We start from the raw sequence: 18,783 nt of genomic DNA, 5'->3' as shown, positions 1-18,783 counted from the left end.
TGCTTTTCAATCAGATCGGCAGATACGAAACACTATCGCCTGCCGGACGTGCCGGATCATGGGGTGGGCGCAGCAAAAGTGCGTTTGCTTGCGCCAGTACGCTTAGCAACGAACTGTCCTGATCCGCACAGGCTTTGATGCCGGTGTCATCCACAAAGGCGCGCATGTAGTGCTCGCGCGGACCGTTTTCGCCGATCGCTTCGGCCAACCGAGCCGTTCGAAACGGGGGCAGGGCCTCCGCGATACCCAGCATTCGACGGATCATCGGGGCCAGAAACAGATAGCCGCAGACCATGGCGCTGACCGGATTGCCCGGAAGACCGACCATGGCCGAACCATTGATCCGTCCGGCCATCAAAGGTTTGCCGGGTCGCATGCGGATTTGGTAGAAGGAGCGTTCCATCCCAAGCCCCTGCGAGACGTCCTTGACCAGATCGTAGTCACCAACCGAAGCGCCGCCGATTGTCACAACCAGATCAGCCCCTTCGGCCAGACCGAACGCCGTTTCAAGTGATGAAACCGTATCATTCGCGATCGGCAGCCCCCTCACATGTGCCCCAACATCTTCCAGCAACGCTTTGAGACCAAACGTATTTGACGCGATGATCTGATCGGGGCCAGGGGTGTCTCCGGGCATCACCAGTTCGTCGCCGGTCGATATTAGCGCAACGATTGGTTTGCGTGTGACCGGCACCGTTGCGATGTTCATGGCGGCCATCAATGCCACGTCTTCAGCGCGCAAAAGGCGCGGTGCTGTGATTTCTGTTCCGGCTTTGAAATCTACCCCGGCGGGACGGATATTTGTTTTGGCGCCTGGCTCTTCGGTAATGGTCAGCAAGTCGCCCCGCCGATCGGCGTCTTCTTGAATGACGACAAAATCGGCACCATCGGGTACCGGCGCTCCGGTAAAAATCCGAACCGCTTGTCCGGGACCCACGGCTCCAGCAAAGCGATTGCCAGCAGCCGACTCTCCGATGACCTTGAACATGGCGTGCAGTTCAACCTCGGTGGCCTTTACGGCATACCCATCCATCGAAGATGCCGCAAACGGGGGTTGGTCGCGCAGCGCGCACACGTGTTGCGCCAGAACCCGACCTGCAGCATCGGTCAGAGGGACCGCTTCGACGGGCAGACGATCCACCAGATCAAAAAGCAGCGCGCGGGCATCCTCGACGGTAATCATTCCGCCTCGTAACGCCCTGATTTGCCGCCGTCTTTCAGAAGAACGCGGATGCCACCGATTTCCATTGCCTTGTCCACCGCCTTGATCATGTCATAGACGGTCAGGGCAGCGGTTGATACGGCGGTCAAAGCCTCCATTTCGACGCCGGTCTGACCGGTGGTCTTGACCGTAGCCTCGATCTGGACACCCGGAAGCTGTGGGTCCAGCGTCAGATCGACAGCAACGCGCGTGACTGGCAGAGGATGGCAAAGGGGGATCAGATCCGGCGTTTTCTTGGCACCCATGATCCCGGCAAGGCGGGCAACGCCCAGTACATCGCCTTTCTTGGCGCGACCTTCCGATATGATTTCAAACGTTTCCGATGCCATCTTGACATGTCCGGCAGCGACGGCGACGCGGTCGGTCACGTCTTTGTCGGACACATCTACCATATGCGCCTGGCCTTGTGCATCGAAATGGGTCAGTGGCATCACATCACTCCGGGTACAAGCGGATTGGCAAGCAGCGCGCGGGTCGCCGCCGCGACATCATCCTGCCGCATCAGGCTTTCACCGATCAGAAAACAGCGTGCGCCATAGCGGGCGATATCGGCCAGATCAGCAGGCGTGCTCAACCCGCTTTCACACACGATGGTTCGATCAGCAGGAACCAGCTTGGACAGATGGCGGGTTGTATCAAGAGTGGTCTCGAACGTCTTGAGATTGCGGTTGTTTATCCCGATCAAGGGGCTTTTCAGATCGGTTGCGCGTTGCAACTCGGCCTCATCATGCACCTCGATCAGAACGTCCATGCCCCAATCAAATGCGGTTTGTTCCAACTCGGCCGCCTGCGCGTCGCTCACCGAGGCCATGATGATCAGGATGCAGTCCGCACCCAGCGCGCGCGCTTCGACAACCTGATAGGGGTCATACATGAAATCCTTGCGCAAGGCCGGCAGTCCCGTCGCCTCGCGCGCTGCGGTCAGATAGTCTTTCGCGCCCTGAAAGCTAGGCGTGTCCGTCAAAACCGAAAGGCAAGCCGCGCCGCCATCTTCATAGGCTTTGGCCAGGGCCGGCGGATCGAAGTCAGCCCGGATCAAACCCTTGGAGGGGCTGGCCTTTTTCACTTCGGCGATCAACCCATAGCCACTGCGAGTGGCCTTGTGCAGCGCCTCGGCAAACCCGCGTGTCTCAGGCGCGCTGCTGGCCTCAGACTCCAACGTTTCCAAAGACTTCTCGGCCTTGTCTGCCGCGATTTCTTCCAGTTTGTAGGCTTTGATCTTGTCGAGTACGGTCTCGGTCATTCGGCTTCCTGTGTAATGCGGGCCAAGGTGGTAATCTTGTCTTTGGCTTTGCCGCTATCGATGCTCTCGGCCGCCAACTGGACCCCTTCGCGAAGGTCCGCGGCGGCGTCTGCCACAACAAGGGCAGCCGCCGAATTCAGCAAGACCGCGTCGCGATAGGCCGAGGGCGCACCGTCCAGAAGCGCGCGGAAGGCCTGAGCGTTTTCTTGGGGCGTACCGCCGATAATGTCCTCGAACGGGTGAACGGGCAGGCCCGCATCTTCGGGGTGCAGTTCTGTTTCTTTGACGGTTCCATCTTCGACCGAGGCCACCCAACTGACGCCGGTGATGGTTAGCTCGTCGGTTCCATCCGAACCGTGCACCAGCCAGGCATGTTCCGCCCCCAGCAAACCCAGGGTTTCCGCCATCGGTCTGATCAGATCGCGGCTGAAAGCCCCGGTCAACTGACGCTTGACCCCGGCGGGGTTGGTCAGCGGCCCCAGAATATTGAATATCGTGCGTGTACCCAACTCTTGCCGCGACGGCATGACATGCGCGATGGCGGGATGATGCATCGGGGCCATCATGAACCCTATGCCCGCCTCTTGCAGAGCTGTTTCAACGGTTTGCGGGCCGACCATAACGTTGATGCCCAGTTGCCCCAACGCGTCAGCGGCCCCGGATTTCGAGCTGAGATTGCGGTTGCCGTGCTTCGCCACCGTGACCCCAGCACCCGCGACCACAAAGGCCGTTGCGGTCGAGATGTTCAGGGTGCCCTTGCCATCTCCTCCAGTACCAACGATGTCCATCGCGCCGTCGGGCGCTTTGACCGCGTGGCATTTTGATCGCATCACAGCAGCCGCAGCGGCGAACTCGTCAACGGTTTCGCCCCGTGTGCGCATCGCCATCAGAAGCCCGCCAATCTGGCTGGGGGTCGCCTCTCCTTCGAACAGAATGTCAAAGGCATGTTCCGCTTCGGCGCGTGTCAATGGTCGGTCGGCCGCAGCACCGATCAGCGGTTTCAGGGCGTCACTCATGCGGGGACTTTCATTTCGTTCAGGAAGTTCTTGAGCAGGGCGTGCCCATGCTCGGAAGCGATGGATTCGGGGTGAAACTGTACGCCGTGGATTGGCAGTTCTTTGTGTTGCAGTCCCATGATGGTGCCATCTTGCAATTCCGCCGTGATTTCAAGGCAGTCCGGCAGCGTCTCACGGTCGACGATCAGTGAGTGATAGCGGGTCGCTTCAAACGGCGAGGGCAACCCGGCGAAGACGCCTTTGCCGTTATGATTCATCGTGCCCATCTTTCCGTGCACGATCTCGTGGCACCGCACGACCTTGCCTCCGAACGCCTGGCCGATTGTCTGATGACCCAGACAGACGCCCATAAGGGGTGTCTGCGTTTCAGCAGCGGCTTCGGTCAAGGCAAGGCAAATTCCGGCCTGATCGGGATCGCACGGACCAGGGCTGAGCAGTATCCCGGCAGGATTCATCGCCATCGCTTCCTGCACGTCCAGCGCATCATTGCGTCGGACGACCATTTCGGCCCCCAACTCGCCCAGATAGTGTACCAGGTTGTAGGTAAACGAGTCATAGTTGTCGATCAGCAGCAGCATTTGAGCTCTTATCTTCACTTGGGCATTTCAGGCTGGCGATGCAGCCCCGGGCCACGGTATAATGTCGGGACATACATGCTCAGGCTTGCAGGGCAGCGTCAAGAGGACATCCGTCCGGGACGCGCGCAAGTGAGTGCCGCACCAGATGGCGCAGGGGTATGTGAGGCAGGAAACAACGCGAGAGGCAGGTTTTCGATGGGCGGATTTTACGGTGGAATGATCGCCGGGACAGTTTCGGTTCTGGCCCTTGGTGCGGTGTTGTCGCTGAACACACCGCTGACCGGCAAACCGCAAGTCGCTGCGACCGCGCCCGACGTTGCGGACGCTCCAGCTACGCCTTCTTCTTCGGAAGATGTCAAGATTCAGGGCAAGGACGCCGATCTGGTCGAGCGGCCCGCGCAATCGCCGACCGAACCGAAGGCTGAGTCCGACACGTTGGCCGGTTTGGACGGAATCGAAGTGCAACCGGATGAACTGCCTGAAGCCGTTACGCTGCCGGCCGAGATCGAAGCCCCCTCTGCGGCTGACGTACCTGCGGCAGTGGCTGCGCCGGATACGGCGATAGTTTCTTCGGAACCAGCCCCTGTCGGATCCGCGCCGACAGAGGATTCAGCACCCGGCCTGACGGCGGACAGCCTTCAGCCACCCGAGCCGAGACCAGCACCCGAACCAGAAGTCGCCGAAGCCCCAGCGCCAGAGGTTGTGGAAGCGCCTGCACCAGAGTTACAGCCGAACCCACAGCCCGAGCCCCCATCTGACGCACCGGACACCCAGGTCGCCGCGCTGCAACCCGAGGTGGAAGAGGACGTTTCGGTCGAGGATAATCCCAGCGCCGTCGAGGGGGACGAGGATACTCTGCCCCGAAACCAGCCTCGTATCCTGACCTTGCCCGAAGCTCCGACAGAACAATCGGGCCCATCCGGAACTCTGGTGGGCAAGCGTGTAATTCCTTTGACCGAACGCGACGATCCTCCTGAAGAGCAAGCCGAAGCGCAGCCTGAATCCTCTGGCAAGCCGATTGAGGAATATGCCGCCGATTTCGATAACCCGGAGTCCAAGCCGCTGATGTCGATCATTCTGATTGATGACGAAGGCGCTTATGGCGCTGAGGCTTTGAAGGATTTTCCCTATCCCATCAGCTTTGCTGTCAGCCCCACCGACCCGGACGCCGCCGAAAAGATGGCCCGCCACCGAGAGGCCGGTTTCGAGGTCATGGCGCTTGTCGATATGCATCAGGCTGCAAATGCACAGGATGCAGAGGTGTCGCTGTCCGTATGGTTGGACACGTTGCATCAGACGGTTGGAATTCTCGAAGGTGTCGATACCGGTATCCAGGGCAACCGCAAACTGGCCGATCAGGTCGCTGCAATCGCAGGCGATACCGGACGCGGTCTGGTGACGCAGGACAGCGGTCTGAATACCGTGCAGAAACTTGCTGCGCGCAACGGCGTGCCTTCAAGTGTTGTGTTCCGCGATTTCGACGGCGCGCGTCAGGATGCCAAGGTCATGCGCCGCTTCCTGGATCAGGCGGCGTTTCGCGCCGGGCAGGAAGGCGCGGTTGTGATGATGGGTCGCTTGCGCCCCGAGACGATCTCGGCCCTGTTGCTGTGGGGGCTTGAGGATCGCGGCAACCGCGTCGCGATGGCACCAATCTCGGCCGTTATGAAAAGCGAGGTCGAACAGGGCGCCAACGCGCTGGAATACTAGGTCCAAGGGCGGTACAACTGCCGCCCGTTTTCATCCATTTCCGTTGCCGGTGAACCGCGCAGCATCTGCCGCCGCGCGTCGTATGGCGTTGGATTTGTGCACGGTTTCCATATATTCCGCCTCGGGGTCGCTGTCATAGACGACGCCGCCGCCTGCCTGAATATAAAGTTTGCGATCCTTCACAATGGCTGTGCGCAACGCGATGCACATGTCCATGTCGCCACCGGCGCTGAAATAGCCAACACCGCCGCCGTAGACGCCGCGCTTTTCCGGTTCCAGCTCGTCAATGATTTCCATCGCACGCACCTTGGGTGCGCCCGAAACCGTGCCTGCGGGCATGCCCGCAAAAAACGCATCCAGTGCATCTTTGTCCTCGGACAGTTCACCGACAACATTTGATACGATGTGCATGACGTGGCTGTAGCGTTCGATGATGAACTTTTCCGTTGGATGGACGGTCCCGATTTTCGACACGCGACCGGTATCGTTCCGCCCCAAATCAAGCAGCATCAGATGCTCGGCCAGTTCCTTTTTGTCGGTCAGCAGATCGGCTTCGTTGGCGCGGTCCTCTTCCGGCGTGGCACCGCGGGGACGGGTGCCGGCGATGGGGCGAATGGTCACTTCGTCGCCAAAGACGCGCACCAGAATTTCGGGGCTGGCGCCCACGACCTGAAAGCCGCCGAAGTTGAAATAGAACATGAACGGCGAAGGGTTGGTTCGCCGCAACGATCGATAAAGTGCAAATGGCGGCTGCGGAAAATCCTGCGACCAGCGCTGCGCGGGAACAACCTGAAAGATGTCTCCGGCGCGGATATATTCCTTGGCCTTTTCAACAGCTTCCATATAGCCGGACTTGGTGAAGTTCGATTCAGGAGGCGCGACTTCGCGCGATTCACCCAGATCGCGGGTTTCGGCAGGCATCGCGCGTTCCAGATCGCGCACCGCGTCCATGACGCGTTCTGCTGCCTGGGCATAGGCTGCCTTTGCCGATTGTCCGTCGGCCACCCAGGCAGGCGAAACAACGGTAACCTCACCCTTAACGCCGTCCAGAACGGCGATAACAGAGGGGCGCAACAAGATGGCATCCGGCAGGCCCAGCGGGTCCGGGTTCACGTCTGGCAGGTGTTCGACCAGGCGCACCATGTCATAGCCCAGATACCCGAACAGACCGGCGGCGGCTTGCGGCAGATCGTCGGGCAGGGCGATGCGCGACTCGGCCAGAAGGCTGCGCAGATTGTCCATCGGGTTACCGTCTTGCGGCACGAACCCTTCGGCGTCGAAGCGGGCCGACCGGTTGATGGCCGAAGCTTCTCCTTGGCAGCGCCAGATCAGGTCCGGCTTCATCCCGATGATCGAATAACGTCCGCGAACCTCGCCACCGGTGACCGATTCCAGCATAAACGCGTCCTTTTGCGCGCCGGTCAGCTTGAGCATCAGCGATACAGGCGTATCCAGATCGGCGGCAAGGCGGGTAAAGACAACCTGATTTTCGCCTGCTTCGTAGGCGCGCGCGAAATTGTCGAAATCGGGGGTCAGGGCCATGGACGCTCTCGGTTAGTAACTTGCCTGCACGGCGTTCAGTGCCTGTTGATCCACCACCGGACGCGCGCGGGTCTGCGTATCAAGCACGTAGGCATCAAAGATGTTCTGCGCCAGCGCCTGATTCAATTGCGCTGCCAGTGCGTCTTGCATCTGTCGCTGCTCGTCGGTTTCTGCCGGTGGAAGAACCTCGTCCAGACGAACGATCAGAGCAGTGCTGTCGCCGGGGACAACCCGAATGTCGCCCGGTTCCATTTCGAACACCTGAGTCATGAAATCAGCGGGTACATCTTCCAGAAAAGCGGTGCGGGTCAGCGCGTTCTCGACACGGAAGGGCAGACTGGTTGCCGTGAAATCGCCATCAGTTACCAACTGGGTCAGAACAGATCCTGCCTGCGCTTCCAAGGCTTTTGCAACTTCGGTCTGCGTCCACGCCTGGATGACGCGGTCGCGGGCGCTGTCCAACGGCTCGGGCCGTGGGGCGAGAACTTCGTTCAGGCGCAGGGCAAAGATCGAGCCGTCCTCAAGAAACGCGACTTCGGGGAAATCGCCATCCTGAACAGCTTCGGCAACCGAGCGGAAACCGTCATAGGCGGCCACACCCTGATCGCTTTGCTGGGTCCAGTCGATCTGGCCCAGTTCCATGTCGGTTTCGCCAACCAGCTCTTCAAGAGTTGCGCCCCCGGCCAGCAAATCGTTGATATCTTCGGACTGAGCCTCGATCTGACGGCGAGCCTGATCGGCAGCAAGCTCTTCGCGCAGTTCCGGTTCGGCGTCTTCCAGGGTCACGATATTTTCGGCCAGCGATCCGTTTATCCGAAACAGCGCGGGGCCGAATGTCGAGGGCAGCGGGCCGACGACGTCGTCGATCTCGGCCGCAAAAATCTCATCGGCGGCTTCGCCCAGATCCTCGCGGGTCACGTCGCCCAGATCGACATCACTTAGCTCAAGCTCGCGCGCTCGGACCAATTGTTCGAACGTGGTCCCGCCGACCTCTAGCTGGGCCAGCGCCTCGGTCGCGGCGGTATCGTCGGGAAACACCAGACGTTCGACCAAGCGCCGTTCTGGCTGCTGGTACTGTTCGGCGCGCTGATCGTAGAGACGTTGCACCGCATCGGCGTCAACCTCAACCGTATCCAGCAGCATGTCAGGCGACAGGATCGCATAGGTCAGTTTCTTGGTGCGAGGCAGGGTAAATTGATCGGTGTTCTCGTCGTAGTACGACTGCACCTGCGCATCCGTCGGTGCAGCAACTGGTGTTTCAAGCGCGTCCGCAGACAGCGTCGCGACAGTAAAGCTGCGCCGGGCCAGCACATAGTTGGCCAGTGCTTCGGTCAAGCTGCGTGGCATTTCGACACCGCTCATGACAGCACCCTGAACGATGGTGCGGGCGTTTTCCTTACGCAGATCCGATTCGAAATCTGTGTCGCTCAGACCAATCTGATCCAGTTGAAAGCGATACGCCTCGCGATCAAAGGTGCCGTCAACGCCCTGAAAGGCCGGGATCTGAACGATTTCACGTTGCAGGTTTTCATCGCCAATCGAGATGCCAAGCTGCCCGACCTCGTTGTCCAGAGCGGCCAGAGCCACCAGTCGCGACAAAGCTTGCCGATCCAGCCCAAGTTCATGTGCGGTTGAAATCTGCATTGCCTGCCCGGTCTGCGCCTCGACCGCGCGAATTTCACGCTGCAATTCGCGGACATATTTGTCGACCGAGACGCTTTCGTCGCCGACCTGCGCCACGGTTCTGACCGTACCGGTCAGGCTGGTCGCGCCGAACCCAGCAAGGCCCAGCATCAAAAGGCCCATGAGTATCCAGACAAAGGTCTTTGATAGGTTTTTCATGCCTGCGGCCATGGCGCCCTCTGTGTTATGTGGTGGCAGGTGCTGCCCTGTTGGTTGCGGCCCTGAATACGACGCGCATCGCCGGGGGGCAAGGTCAGAAGGGCAGTGCACACAGCCGATCAAACAACTGCGCGATTCCTGCACGGTCGAGATTGGCAAATGCCACGCGAACCTGTCGCTTGCCGGCGGGGTCACGCGCAGGCATGAACATGGTGCCCGGGAGCAGCAGTATGCCTGCCTCTGGCACAAGACGCTGTGCCAACTGATCCGAGGCCAGGTCGAAAGGGTGTTCGAGATAAGCGAAATACGCACCCAAGCCCAGCAAGCGCCAACCTTTGGTTTCCAGCTTCGGCATGCCCTCGGCAATGGCTGCGCGGCGATCAAGGATTTCGTCACGCTCACCCGCCACCCATTGCGACAGGTTCTGCATCCCCCACAGGGCGGCGAATTGCCCGATCTGGCTGGGGCAGATCGCTACTGTGTCCAGAAATTTTTCCATTTCGGCCAGAAGTGCGGTGCTGCTGGCAACTGCCCCTACGCGATGCCCGGTCAGCCGGTAGGCCTTGGAAAAAGAATACAGATGAACAAGCGTTTCTTGCCAGTTTTCCTGCTGGAAAAGATCGTGCGGAGGACCGCTGCGGCTGTCGAAATCGCGATAGGTTTCGTCGACGAGGAGGCGGATGTCAGCCTCGCGCGCAAGATCAAAAAAGGCACGTACCAGATCGGCAGGGTATTCTACTCCGCCGGGATTGTTCGGCGTCACCAGCGAAATGGCGCGCGTTTTGCTGGTGATCAAAGCGCGGGCTTTTTCCGGATCGGGCAAAAGATCATCGCCGGTCGACAGGTCAACAGCTTTGACGCCGGCCATGTCCAGCCACATCTTATGATTGAAATACCAAGGGGTTGGTATGATTATCTCATCCCCTTGATCGGTAATCGCCGACACCACAGCAGAAAACGCCTGATTGCAGCCCGAGGTTATGGCAACCTGATCGGTCGCTACATTTGCGGCATAGTGCTCGCCGATCTGACCCGCCAATTCCGCGCGCAGATCGGTGTTGCCCAGAACGGGACCATATAGATGCGCGCTGTCTTCGTTTATGGCGAATTCTGCCATCGCTTGCCGAAGTGCCAGCGGCGGTGGATCGACCGGCGCGGCTTGGCTGACATTGATCAGCGGGCGGTCGTCGGGAAAGATTACACCGTCTAGCCAGCGTCGGGCCTCCATCACCGGAGGAGGGAAGGTGGCGGCGGTGCGAGTGTTGCTCATGCGGTTTTTTTGCGAGGCTCTGCCTCGCGCTCCGAGGTATTTTTGAACAGATGAAGCCCGGGTGTCAGTCTGTGCCCCGATAGGGTTCGACATATTGCAGCGCCATATCCCATGGGAAGAAGATCCAGGTGTCCTGGCTGACCTCGGTGATGAATGTATCAACCATCGGTCGGCCCTTGGGTTTGGCATACACCGTCGCGAAATGGGCGTTCGGGTACATGTCGCGCACCAGTTCGAGCGTTTTGCCGCTGTCGACCAGATCGTCGATGATCAGAACGCCGGTACCGTCGCCCATCAGGTCGGCATCGGGGGCTTTCAAAACTTCGGCCTCGCCTTGTTCCTGATGGTGGTAGGACCGCACGCTGATCGTGTCCACGGTGCGAATATCCAACTCGCGGCTGACGATCATGGCGGGGGCCATTCCGCCGCGCGTGATGGCAACCACGGCGCGCCACGCCCCGTCGTCCGGGCCTTGTCCATCCAGCCGCCAGGCCAGAGCGCGGGAATCCCGGTGGATCTGGTCCCAGCTTATGTGAAAGCCTTTTTCGTGGGGCAGGCGGTCTTTGGCGCTCATCGATTGTTATCCTTTTTCCACGTCCGGCGCGTCGACGGCTTTCATGCCGACGATGTGGTAGCCCGAATCCACGTGCAGATTCTCGCCCGTGACGCCGCTGCTGAGATCGGACAGTAGATACAGTGCCGATTTGCCGACATCGTCGATGGTCACGTTGCGGCGCAGGGGCGAATTGTACTCGTTCCACTTCATGATATAGCGGAAATCACCGATGCCACTGGCGGCCAATGTTTTGATTGGCCCCGCTGAGATCGAATTGACGCGGATACCATCCTTGCCCAGATCTTCGGCCAGGTATTTCACCGATGCTTCCAGCGCCGCTTTGGCGACACCCATGACATTGTAATGGGGCATGACCTGCTCGGCCCCGTAATAGGTCAGCGTGATGGCGCTGCCACCTTCGGCCATCATCTTTTCGGCGCGCTGCATCACGGCGGTAAACGAATAAACCGACACATCCATGGTCAGGTTGAAATTCGCCCGGCTGGTATCGACGTAGCGACCGCGCAATTCGTTCTTGTCCGAGAACCCGATCGCATGGACCACAAAATCCAGTTTGCCCCATTTTTCTTCCAGAGAAGTGAACAGGGCATCTATCGATGCCTCGTCGCTGACGTCACACGGAAGAACAATCTCGCTGCCCAGTTTCTCGGCCAACGGGTCAACACGTTTTTTCAGCGCGTCGCCTTGATATGAAAAGGCAAGTTCGGCTCCGGCGTCGGACAGCGCTCGGGCGATTCCCCATGCGATTGATTTATCATTGGCCAGTCCCATGATGAGGCCGCGTTTTCCGGCCATCAACTGATTTGACATGTTTGTTTCTCCGCATGTCGTCGCGTTATGTTCGGTTGGTTTATGCCATTGATTGCCCTGCATCAAGGCCATGCGCTCTTGCTCGCAGCGGGTTCTCGCCTTAGTGTCGTTAACAATTGTTTCCAGGGGATGGAAATGAACGAGCGTAGTGGCATTTTTGCTGGCGCTGATCCGTTTGAAATAACGGGTCGGTGGCTGGAAGAAGCTGAGAAAACGGAACCGAATGATCCGAATGCGATTGCGCTGGCAACCGTCGATTCCGAAGGTATGCCCAATGTCCGCATGGTGCTGTTGAAGGATATCGAACCCGCAGCCTTTGTGTTTTATACCAACTATCACAGTGCCAAGGCAGGCGAATTGGATGATGCCCACAAGGCCGCCTTTGTGATGCATTGGAAAACGTTGCGGCGTCAGGTTCGCGTTCGTGGTACAATCACCCGGGAAGACGGGCCGCAGGCGGATGAATATTACGCCTCGCGTTCTCTGAAAAGCCGGTTAGGGGCGTGGGCTTCGCACCAGTCGCAGCCGTTGGACAGTCGAACGTCGCTTATGGCCGAGGTGGCGAAGGTGACCGCTAAACTTGGCCCGAACCCGCCGCGCCCCGAATTCTGGGGTGGCTATCGGCTGACGCCAGTTGAATTCGAGTTCTGGGCGGATGGTGCGTTCCGGTTGCATGACCGGTTTCGCTGGACCCGGAACTCGCCGGACTCGGAATGGCAAGTGCAGAGGTTAAATCCATGACACTCGCGTATCGTGAAATGCAACAGCCCAGAATCAAAGAACTTTTTCGGCTTGAATTTGCGAGCCATTTGCATCAACAACGAACCCCTGACGAACTGCGCTATATCGTGATGGGAAAACAGTGCCAGAAGATCTGAACAGCATGTATCGCGTCCGTGGACACGTTAAATGGTTCGACCCCGCTAAGGGGTACGGATTTGTTGTGTCCGACGAAGGTGGTCCGGACATTCTGCTGCACGTAAACGTCCTGCGCAACTTCGGGCAGAGCTCGGTCGCTGATGGCGCCGGGATCGAGATCATGACCCATCGCACCGACCGTGGTGTGCAGGCGGTAGAGGTGGTCAGCGTCGACCCACCGGAACGCGCCGACACCATGATGCTGGCCGACTTCGCCGAGCTTGATCCGGGCGTGATTTCCGAGGCACCACTTGAGGCGGCCCGCGTAAAGTGGTTCGACAAGGGCAAGGGGTTCGGATTCGCGAATGTCTTTGGTAGCAGCGAAGATGTATTCCTGCATATCGAGGTCCTGCGCCGGTCCGGGTTGGCCGATCTGCAACCGGGCGAAGCGCTGGCGATGCGGGTCATCGATGGTAAACGGGGCCGGATGGCTGCTCAGGTTTTGGCCTGGGAGGCAGCCCTGAACGGCTGAGCCTCATGCAATGAAGAAGTTCTTCCCGGCGCTTGCGATCCTGATGGTGTGTTTCAGCGCCGCGGCCCGCGCCGAGTGCCGGGCTGACCGGGTCGAATTGCGCAACGATCAGGCCCAAGTTCGGTTTGATATCGAATTGGCAATCACGCCAGCGGAAAGATCGCGCGGTTTGATGTTTCGTCAGGAACTTCCCGCGCGGGCAGGGATGCTGTTCGTGTTCGACCCCCCGCAAAGGGTCGCGTTCTGGATGAAGAATACGCTTATCCCGCTAGACATGATCTTTACTGATCGCGCCGGGACCGTAACCCATGTGCATGAAGGTGCGGTACCGGGGGATCTTACCCCAATCGAGGGCGGCGATTCGGTATTTACCGTGCTCGAAATCAATGCCGGGCTGGCGCGCCGTTACGGTATCGGCCCTGGAACGCAATTGCGTCATGAAGTTTTTTCGCAAGGTCCTGCAGTTTGGCCCTGTTAGGGCTTTTCAAATCAGATCGGCGCGTTTAGGAATGCGCACGGTCCGGGGCGTGGCGCAGTCTGGTAGCGCACCTGTTTTGGGTACAGGGGGTCGTAGGTTCGAATCCTGCCGCCCCGACCACTTCTTCTTAGATCGGCGTTCCGCCATATCTGGCGTAGAGCCGACTGAAATCCTGATCCAGCGTTTCGCTTTGCACCGGGATTCTCAGCGTTCCGCCATCTTGTTGCGGAACCAGAAAGAAAAGATCTGCGTCCACGCGATACCCAAGTTGATTTTTGGTTGATTCCAGACGGGTCACGATTTGCGGCAGCTTTTGCGGGTAGCCGTCATAAGACAGAATCAGAAAAGCTGTCGCTTCGGGCGAAAGATGCTCGCGGCATTCAAAGCTGCCTTTGCCAGTGTATACGTAATCTTCTCCCGGCCCGGCGCAGTCTGTTTGAAACGAATTGAACATCTTTTTGGGATACTCGGCGAATTGCGCACTGCGTGATCCGGATGGGCTGTCCTGTGATGTGCAGGACACGATCAGGGCCAGAGCAGGAATTGAACGCAACAGACGCATACCGAAACCGATTCCCAGGTGAATGAGTGTTCCTCGTTTCAACTATGGCACGCGGACCAAAGCCGAGGCGATGATTCTCTGAACTTTTCGTAAACGCTGAACTGGTTGATCTCTGGCCGCTAAGGTGGCCGAGGGAAACGAATATTCTCTCTGGTTCGAAGCCGGGTGTAAGGCGCTGCGCGCGGTGGTTGGCTGTGGAGGAATCGGTTCGCGGCGGTTTTCCGCCGATTTTGGAACGGCGGTCAACAAAAAAGATTTCAAAAAACTCTGAAAAAGGTCGTTGACCAACTATGGCATCATACGTCAGATTGTATGGGCCGAGGGGCGCGACACTATATCTGGTAGGACATCCAGGGTGGCGCCGGGCAAGGGACGGACAACAAACCATTCAGACGTGCGACCGGATTGTACGGTTTTGCGCTGTTAAAGGCAGCGACGGTCTTCCTGTGTTCGAACTTGGCTAGGCAAGGCGAGCGGCACCTCGCCACTCAAGATTTTGTGCCTGAGACTAGAATTTGGACGGATTGAAGCTGGGGCAGCGGATATGAAGATTGAAAGAAAGTTCACCAAACCGGGGCAGGACGCATACGCCGAATTGGACTTTGTGTCCGCGACCTCGGAAATCCGCAATCCCGATGGGACCATTGTGTTTCGCCTGGACGAGATTGAGGTTCCCGCCAAATGGAGCCAGGTGGCCAGCGACGTCATCGCGCAAAAGTACTTTCGTAAGGCTGGCGTTCCGTCAAAGCTGAAGAGGGTAAAAGAAAAAGACGTTCCTGAATTCCTGTGGCGTTCGGTTCCCGCTGATGGCGCTGAATTTGATGGAGAAACCTCGTCGAAGCAGGTGTTTGACCGTCTGGCGGGCGCGTGGGCCTATTGGGGCTGGAAGGGCGGCTATTTCTCGACCGAGGACGACGCGCGCGCCTATTTCGACGAGATGCGCTATATGTTGGCGACCCAGCGCGCCGCACCGAACTCGCCGCAATGGTTCAACACCGGCCTGCACTGGGCATATGGAATCGACGGCCCGGCGCAGGGGCACCATTATGTCGACTACAAAACCGGCAAGCTGACCAAGTCGAAATCCGCCTACGAACATCCGCAGCCGCATGCGTGCTTTATCCAGTCCGTTGATGACGATCTGGTGAACGAAGGCGGCATCATGGACCTGTGGGTGCGTGAGGCACGTTTGTTCAAGTATGGATCGGGCACCGGGACCAACTTCAGCCATCTGCGCGCAGAAGGCGAGGCGCTGTCGGGTGGCGGCAAATCCTCGGGCCTGATGGGCTTCCTCAAAATCGGCGACCGCGCCGCTGGCGCGATCAAATCAGGCGGGACAACCCGTCGAGCAGCAAAGATGGTGATCGTGGACGCCGATCACCCCGATATCGAGCAGTTCATTGAATGGAAGGTGCTCGAAGAACAGAAAGTGGCCTCGATCGTTGCCGGATCGAAGATGCACGAGAAGATGCTGAACGGCATTTTCGAGGCCATCCGGTCTTGGGATGGGTCGGCGGATGATGCCTATGATCCGAATTCGAACGATGCGTTGAAAAAGGCTGTTCGTGAGGCGAAAAAGGTCGCGATCCCAGAAACTTACATCAAACGCGTGTTGGATTACGCCAAGCAGGGCCACGACAGCATCGAGTTCCCGACTTACGATACGGACTGGGATTCGGAAGCCTATAGCTCGGTCTCGGGTCAGAATTCGAACAACTCGATCCGTGTGACCAATGCGTTCCTGACCGCCGTTGAAAAAGACGCGGATTGGGAGTTGATCAACCGGACTGACGGTAAGGTCGCCAAGACCGTCAAGGCGCGCGATCTGTGGGAGAAAGTCGGCCATGCGGCATGGGCCTGTGCTGATCCGGGCATTCAGTTCCACGACACCGTCAACGAATGGCACACGTGCCCCGAAGACGGCGCGATCCGTGGGTCGAACCCGTGCTCGGAATACATGTTCCTCGATGACACGGCCTGTAACCTGGCGTCGATGAATCTGCTGACCTTCCTGAAGGATGGTGAGTTCCAGGCGGCCGACTACATGCATGCCTCGCGTCTGTGGACCCTGACGCTCGAAATCTCGGTGACCATGGCGCAATTCCCGTCCAAGGAAATCGCTCAGCTGTCCTATGACTTCCGCACCTTGGGTCTGGGCTACGCCAACATCGGCGGCCTTCTGATGAACATGGGCTACAGCTACGACTCGGATGAGGGGCGGGCGATCTGTGGTGCGCTGACCGCGATCATGACCGGTGTGGCCTATGCGACCTCGGCAGAGATTGCAGGTGAGCTGGGTGCCTTCAAAGGCTATGAGCGCAACGCGGATCATATGCTGCGCGTCATCCGCAACCACCGCCGTGCGTCGCAGGGCGTGACCGAAGGCTATGAGAAACTGGCGGTCAAGCCGGTGCCTCTGGACCACGACAATTGCCCAGACAAACGTCTGGTTGATCTCGCCATGTCAGCCTGGGATGAGGCACTGAGCCTCGGTGAAAAGAACGGTTACCGCAACGCGCAGGCCACTGTGATCGCACCGACCGGCACCATTGGTCTGGTGATGGATTGCGACACCACGGGGATCGAGCCGGACTTTGCGCTGGTTAAATTCAAAAAGCTGGCCGGTGGCGGTTACTTCAAGATCATCAACCGCTCGGTGCCGTCGGCCTTGGAAAAGCTGGGCTATTCCTCGTCTCAGATCGAAGAGATCGTCAGCTACGCTGTTGGTCACGGCACCATCGGCAACGCGCCGGGGATCAATCACACCTCGCTGACCGGCCATGGCTTTGGCCCAAACGAGTTGGCCAAGGTGGATGCCGCGCTGGAAAGCGCCTTCGACATCCGGTTCGTGTTCAACCAGTGGACGCTGGGCGAAGACTTCTGCACCGGCGTTCTGGGCATTCCGGCGACCAAGCTGAATGATCCGACCTTCGACCTGCTGCGCCATCTGGGCTTTACCAAGGCGGATATCGATGCGGCCAACGACCATGTCTGCGGGACCATGACGCTGGAAGGTGCGCCGCACTTGAAGGAAGAGCACTATTCGATCTTCGACTGCGCCAATCCGTGCGGCAAGAAAGGCAAGCGTTTCCTTGGGGTTGATAGCCACATCACCATGATGGCAGCGGCGCAAAGCTTCATCTCGGGTGCGATCTCGAAGACGATCAATATGCCGAATGATGCGAGCATCGAGGACTGCCAGAAGGCCTATGAACTTAGCTGGTCGCTGGGTGTGAAGGCAAACGCGCTCTATCGTGACGGCTCGAAACTGTCGCAGCCTCTGGCTGCGGCGCTGGTCGAGGATGACGACGAGGCGGCGGAAGTTCTGGAAAGCGGTTCGACACAGGAAAAGGCTGTCGTTCTGGCCGAGAAGGTAATCGAGAAGGTTGTGGTCAAGGAAATGATCCGCAGCCATCGCGAGAAACTGCCGCATCGCCGCAAGGGGTATACCCAAAAGGCTATCGTCGGTGGCCACAAGGTCTATCTGCGCACTGGTGAGTTCGAAGATGGCAAGCTGGGCGAGATCTTCATCGACATGCACAAGGAAGGTGCAGGCTTCCGGGCGATGATGAACAACTTTGCCATCGCGGTCTCGGTTGGCCTGCAATATGGCGTTCCACTGGAAGAGTTCGTGGATGCCTTCACCTTCACCAAGTTCGAACCGGCGGGGATGGTGCAGGGCAACGACTCGATCAAGAACGCGACGTCGATCCTGGATTATATCTTCCGCGAACTGGCCGTGTCCTATCTGGACCGCACTGATCTGGCCCATGTGAAGCCCGAAGGCGCGACCTTTGACGATTTGGGCCGCGGCGAGGATGAGGGTGTCGCGAACGTATCCGAAATCAGCGAAAGTGCTGCAACAAAGTCTCTGGAAGTGCTGAAACAAATCAGCTCGACCGGTTATCTGCGCAAGCGTCTGCCGCAGGATCTGATGGTTCTGAATGGCGGGCAAGCAGATGTGACCGGCATGGCGGAAACCGCCGCGCAGTTCGACGCCCCAGCTGAAACCGCCGTCGCGACCAGCATTGATGCCCGCACCAAGGCCAAGATGCAAGGTTACGAGGGTGACCCGTGCGGTGAATGCGGAAATTACACGCTGGTGCGCAACGGCACCTGCATGAAATGCAACACCTGCGGCGCGACAAGCGGGTGTAGCTGAGAATACCGCCCCGGCACCCCGGGGCGCAGGGACCTCGATTTCCCCCCGGATCTCGGGTCCCGACGAACAACGGCTCAAGGCGCAAAGACTTACCTAAGTTGCCTTGGTCCATCCGGTCGACATGCCCGTGTTGGCCGCAAACAGGGTGGGGCGGAATATTTGCTCCCTCCCACTCTTTCAGGGGGCGGGTGCGCTCGCCCCATGCGCAGTCCAGGCCGCAGGCAAAAAAACACCGGGCGGTCAACGAAAAGAGCCTGGAAGGCGAAACTGACAGGGGGCTTCGGCCCCCTTTCTTTTTTTGGTCATCCGAGTCGCGGTTTCAGGCAAAGGCTTGCCGGATCGGTGATCAAGCGTCGGGCAAGTTTCGCCGACACCTCGAACAGC

Annotated in this window: 16 protein-coding genes and 1 tRNA gene; 6 read left to right on the top strand and 11 right to left on the bottom strand. The window is 58.8% G+C overall.

Annotated elements, in window-relative coordinates:
* Positions 1-10: 10 nt before the first annotated feature.
* From ACR0JA_RS03445 to ACR0JA_RS03425, 5 genes are read right to left on the bottom strand one after another with little or no spacing between them, the layout of a single operon-like run.
* Positions 11-1,183: a molybdopterin molybdotransferase MoeA gene (locus ACR0JA_RS03445; RefSeq protein WP_480570005.1), complete on the bottom strand. Its 1,173-nt coding sequence runs from the start codon at positions 1,181-1,183 to the stop codon at positions 11-13.
* Complete coding sequence (gene moaC, locus ACR0JA_RS03440) at positions 1,180-1,653, bottom strand: cyclic pyranopterin monophosphate synthase MoaC (protein ID WP_480570002.1); 474 nt, start codon at positions 1,651-1,653, stop codon at positions 1,180-1,182. The genes ACR0JA_RS03445 and moaC overlap by 4 nt, the downstream gene beginning before the upstream one ends.
* Positions 1,653-2,465, bottom strand: a complete 813-nt coding sequence (gene trpC / locus ACR0JA_RS03435; RefSeq protein WP_480569999.1) for an indole-3-glycerol phosphate synthase TrpC — start codon at positions 2,463-2,465, stop codon at positions 1,653-1,655. The genes moaC and trpC overlap by 1 nt, the downstream gene beginning before the upstream one ends.
* Positions 2,462-3,481, bottom strand: coding sequence for an anthranilate phosphoribosyltransferase (gene trpD / locus ACR0JA_RS03430; protein ID WP_480569996.1), 1,020 nt, complete (start codon positions 3,479-3,481; stop codon positions 2,462-2,464). The genes trpC and trpD overlap by 4 nt, the downstream gene beginning before the upstream one ends.
* Positions 3,478-4,059 carry an anthranilate synthase component II gene (locus ACR0JA_RS03425; RefSeq protein ID WP_480569993.1) on the bottom strand — a complete coding sequence of 194 codons (582 nt, stop codon included), beginning with the start codon at positions 4,057-4,059 and terminating at the stop codon, positions 3,478-3,480. Before ACR0JA_RS03425 ends, trpD begins: the two co-directional genes overlap by 4 nt.
* Positions 4,060-4,254: 195 nt before the next feature.
* Between ACR0JA_RS03425 and ACR0JA_RS03420 the strand changes: the two genes are divergently transcribed.
* Positions 4,255-5,766 carry a divergent polysaccharide deacetylase family protein gene (locus ACR0JA_RS03420; RefSeq protein WP_480569990.1) on the top strand — a complete coding sequence of 504 codons (1,512 nt, stop codon included), beginning with the start codon at positions 4,255-4,257 and terminating at the stop codon, positions 5,764-5,766.
* A 30-nt stretch (positions 5,767-5,796) separates the two neighbouring features.
* On the opposite strand, the gene trpE is transcribed toward ACR0JA_RS03420, so the two are convergent.
* The 5 genes from trpE to fabI form a co-directional block, all read right to left on the bottom strand.
* Positions 5,797-7,308: an anthranilate synthase component I gene (gene trpE / locus ACR0JA_RS03415; RefSeq protein WP_480569987.1), complete on the bottom strand. Its 1,512-nt coding sequence runs from the start codon at positions 7,306-7,308 to the stop codon at positions 5,797-5,799.
* A gap of 12 nt (positions 7,309-7,320) precedes the next feature.
* Complete coding sequence (locus tag ACR0JA_RS03410) at positions 7,321-9,162, bottom strand: peptidyl-prolyl cis-trans isomerase (RefSeq protein ID WP_480569985.1); 1,842 nt, start codon at positions 9,160-9,162, stop codon at positions 7,321-7,323.
* Positions 9,163-9,244: 82 nt separating this feature from the next.
* Entirely contained in the window at positions 9,245-10,420 is a 1,176-nt protein-coding gene (locus ACR0JA_RS03405) for an aminotransferase (protein ID WP_480569983.1), read from the bottom strand.
* Between the two features lie 64 nt (positions 10,421-10,484).
* A complete protein-coding gene (gene gpt, locus ACR0JA_RS03400) occupies positions 10,485-10,994 on the bottom strand; it encodes a xanthine phosphoribosyltransferase (protein WP_155147071.1) in 510 nt (169 codons plus the stop codon).
* A 6-nt stretch (positions 10,995-11,000) separates the two neighbouring features.
* The gene (fabI, locus tag ACR0JA_RS03395) at positions 11,001-11,807 is read right to left on the bottom strand and encodes an enoyl-ACP reductase FabI (RefSeq protein ID WP_480569979.1); all 807 of its coding nucleotides are present in this window, start codon (positions 11,805-11,807) and stop codon (positions 11,001-11,003) included.
* A gap of 135 nt (positions 11,808-11,942) precedes the next feature.
* On the opposite strand from fabI, the gene pdxH reads away from it, so the two are divergent.
* From pdxH to ACR0JA_RS03375, 4 genes are all read left to right on the top strand, one after another.
* Positions 11,943-12,548, top strand: coding sequence for a pyridoxamine 5'-phosphate oxidase (gene pdxH, locus ACR0JA_RS03390; protein WP_480569976.1), 606 nt, complete (start codon positions 11,943-11,945; stop codon positions 12,546-12,548).
* Positions 12,549-12,669: 121 nt separating this feature from the next.
* On the top strand, positions 12,670-13,197 hold the full coding sequence (locus tag ACR0JA_RS03385; RefSeq protein WP_480569973.1) for a cold-shock protein: 528 nt from the start codon (positions 12,670-12,672) through the stop codon (positions 13,195-13,197).
* A 10-nt stretch (positions 13,198-13,207) separates the two neighbouring features.
* The gene (locus ACR0JA_RS03380; RefSeq protein WP_480569970.1) at positions 13,208-13,675 is read left to right on the top strand and encodes a DUF192 domain-containing protein; all 468 of its coding nucleotides are present in this window, start codon (positions 13,208-13,210) and stop codon (positions 13,673-13,675) included.
* 43 nt (positions 13,676-13,718) lie between these two features.
* A tRNA-Pro gene (locus ACR0JA_RS03375) sits at positions 13,719-13,795 on the top strand.
* Positions 13,796-13,802: 7 nt separating this feature from the next.
* On the opposite strand, the gene ACR0JA_RS03370 is transcribed toward ACR0JA_RS03375, so the two are convergent.
* Positions 13,803-14,237, bottom strand: coding sequence for a hypothetical protein (locus tag ACR0JA_RS03370; protein WP_480569968.1), 435 nt, complete (start codon positions 14,235-14,237; stop codon positions 13,803-13,805).
* 544 nt (positions 14,238-14,781) lie between these two features.
* Here ACR0JA_RS03370 and ACR0JA_RS03365 point away from each other — a divergent pair.
* Complete coding sequence (locus ACR0JA_RS03365; protein WP_480569965.1) at positions 14,782-18,399, top strand: vitamin B12-dependent ribonucleotide reductase; 3,618 nt, start codon at positions 14,782-14,784, stop codon at positions 18,397-18,399.
* Positions 18,400-18,783 lie beyond the last annotated feature (384 nt).

It is taken from the genome of Ruegeria sp. AM4 (assembly GCF_056540665.1).
This window is presented reverse-complemented; position numbering and strand designations above follow the sequence as displayed.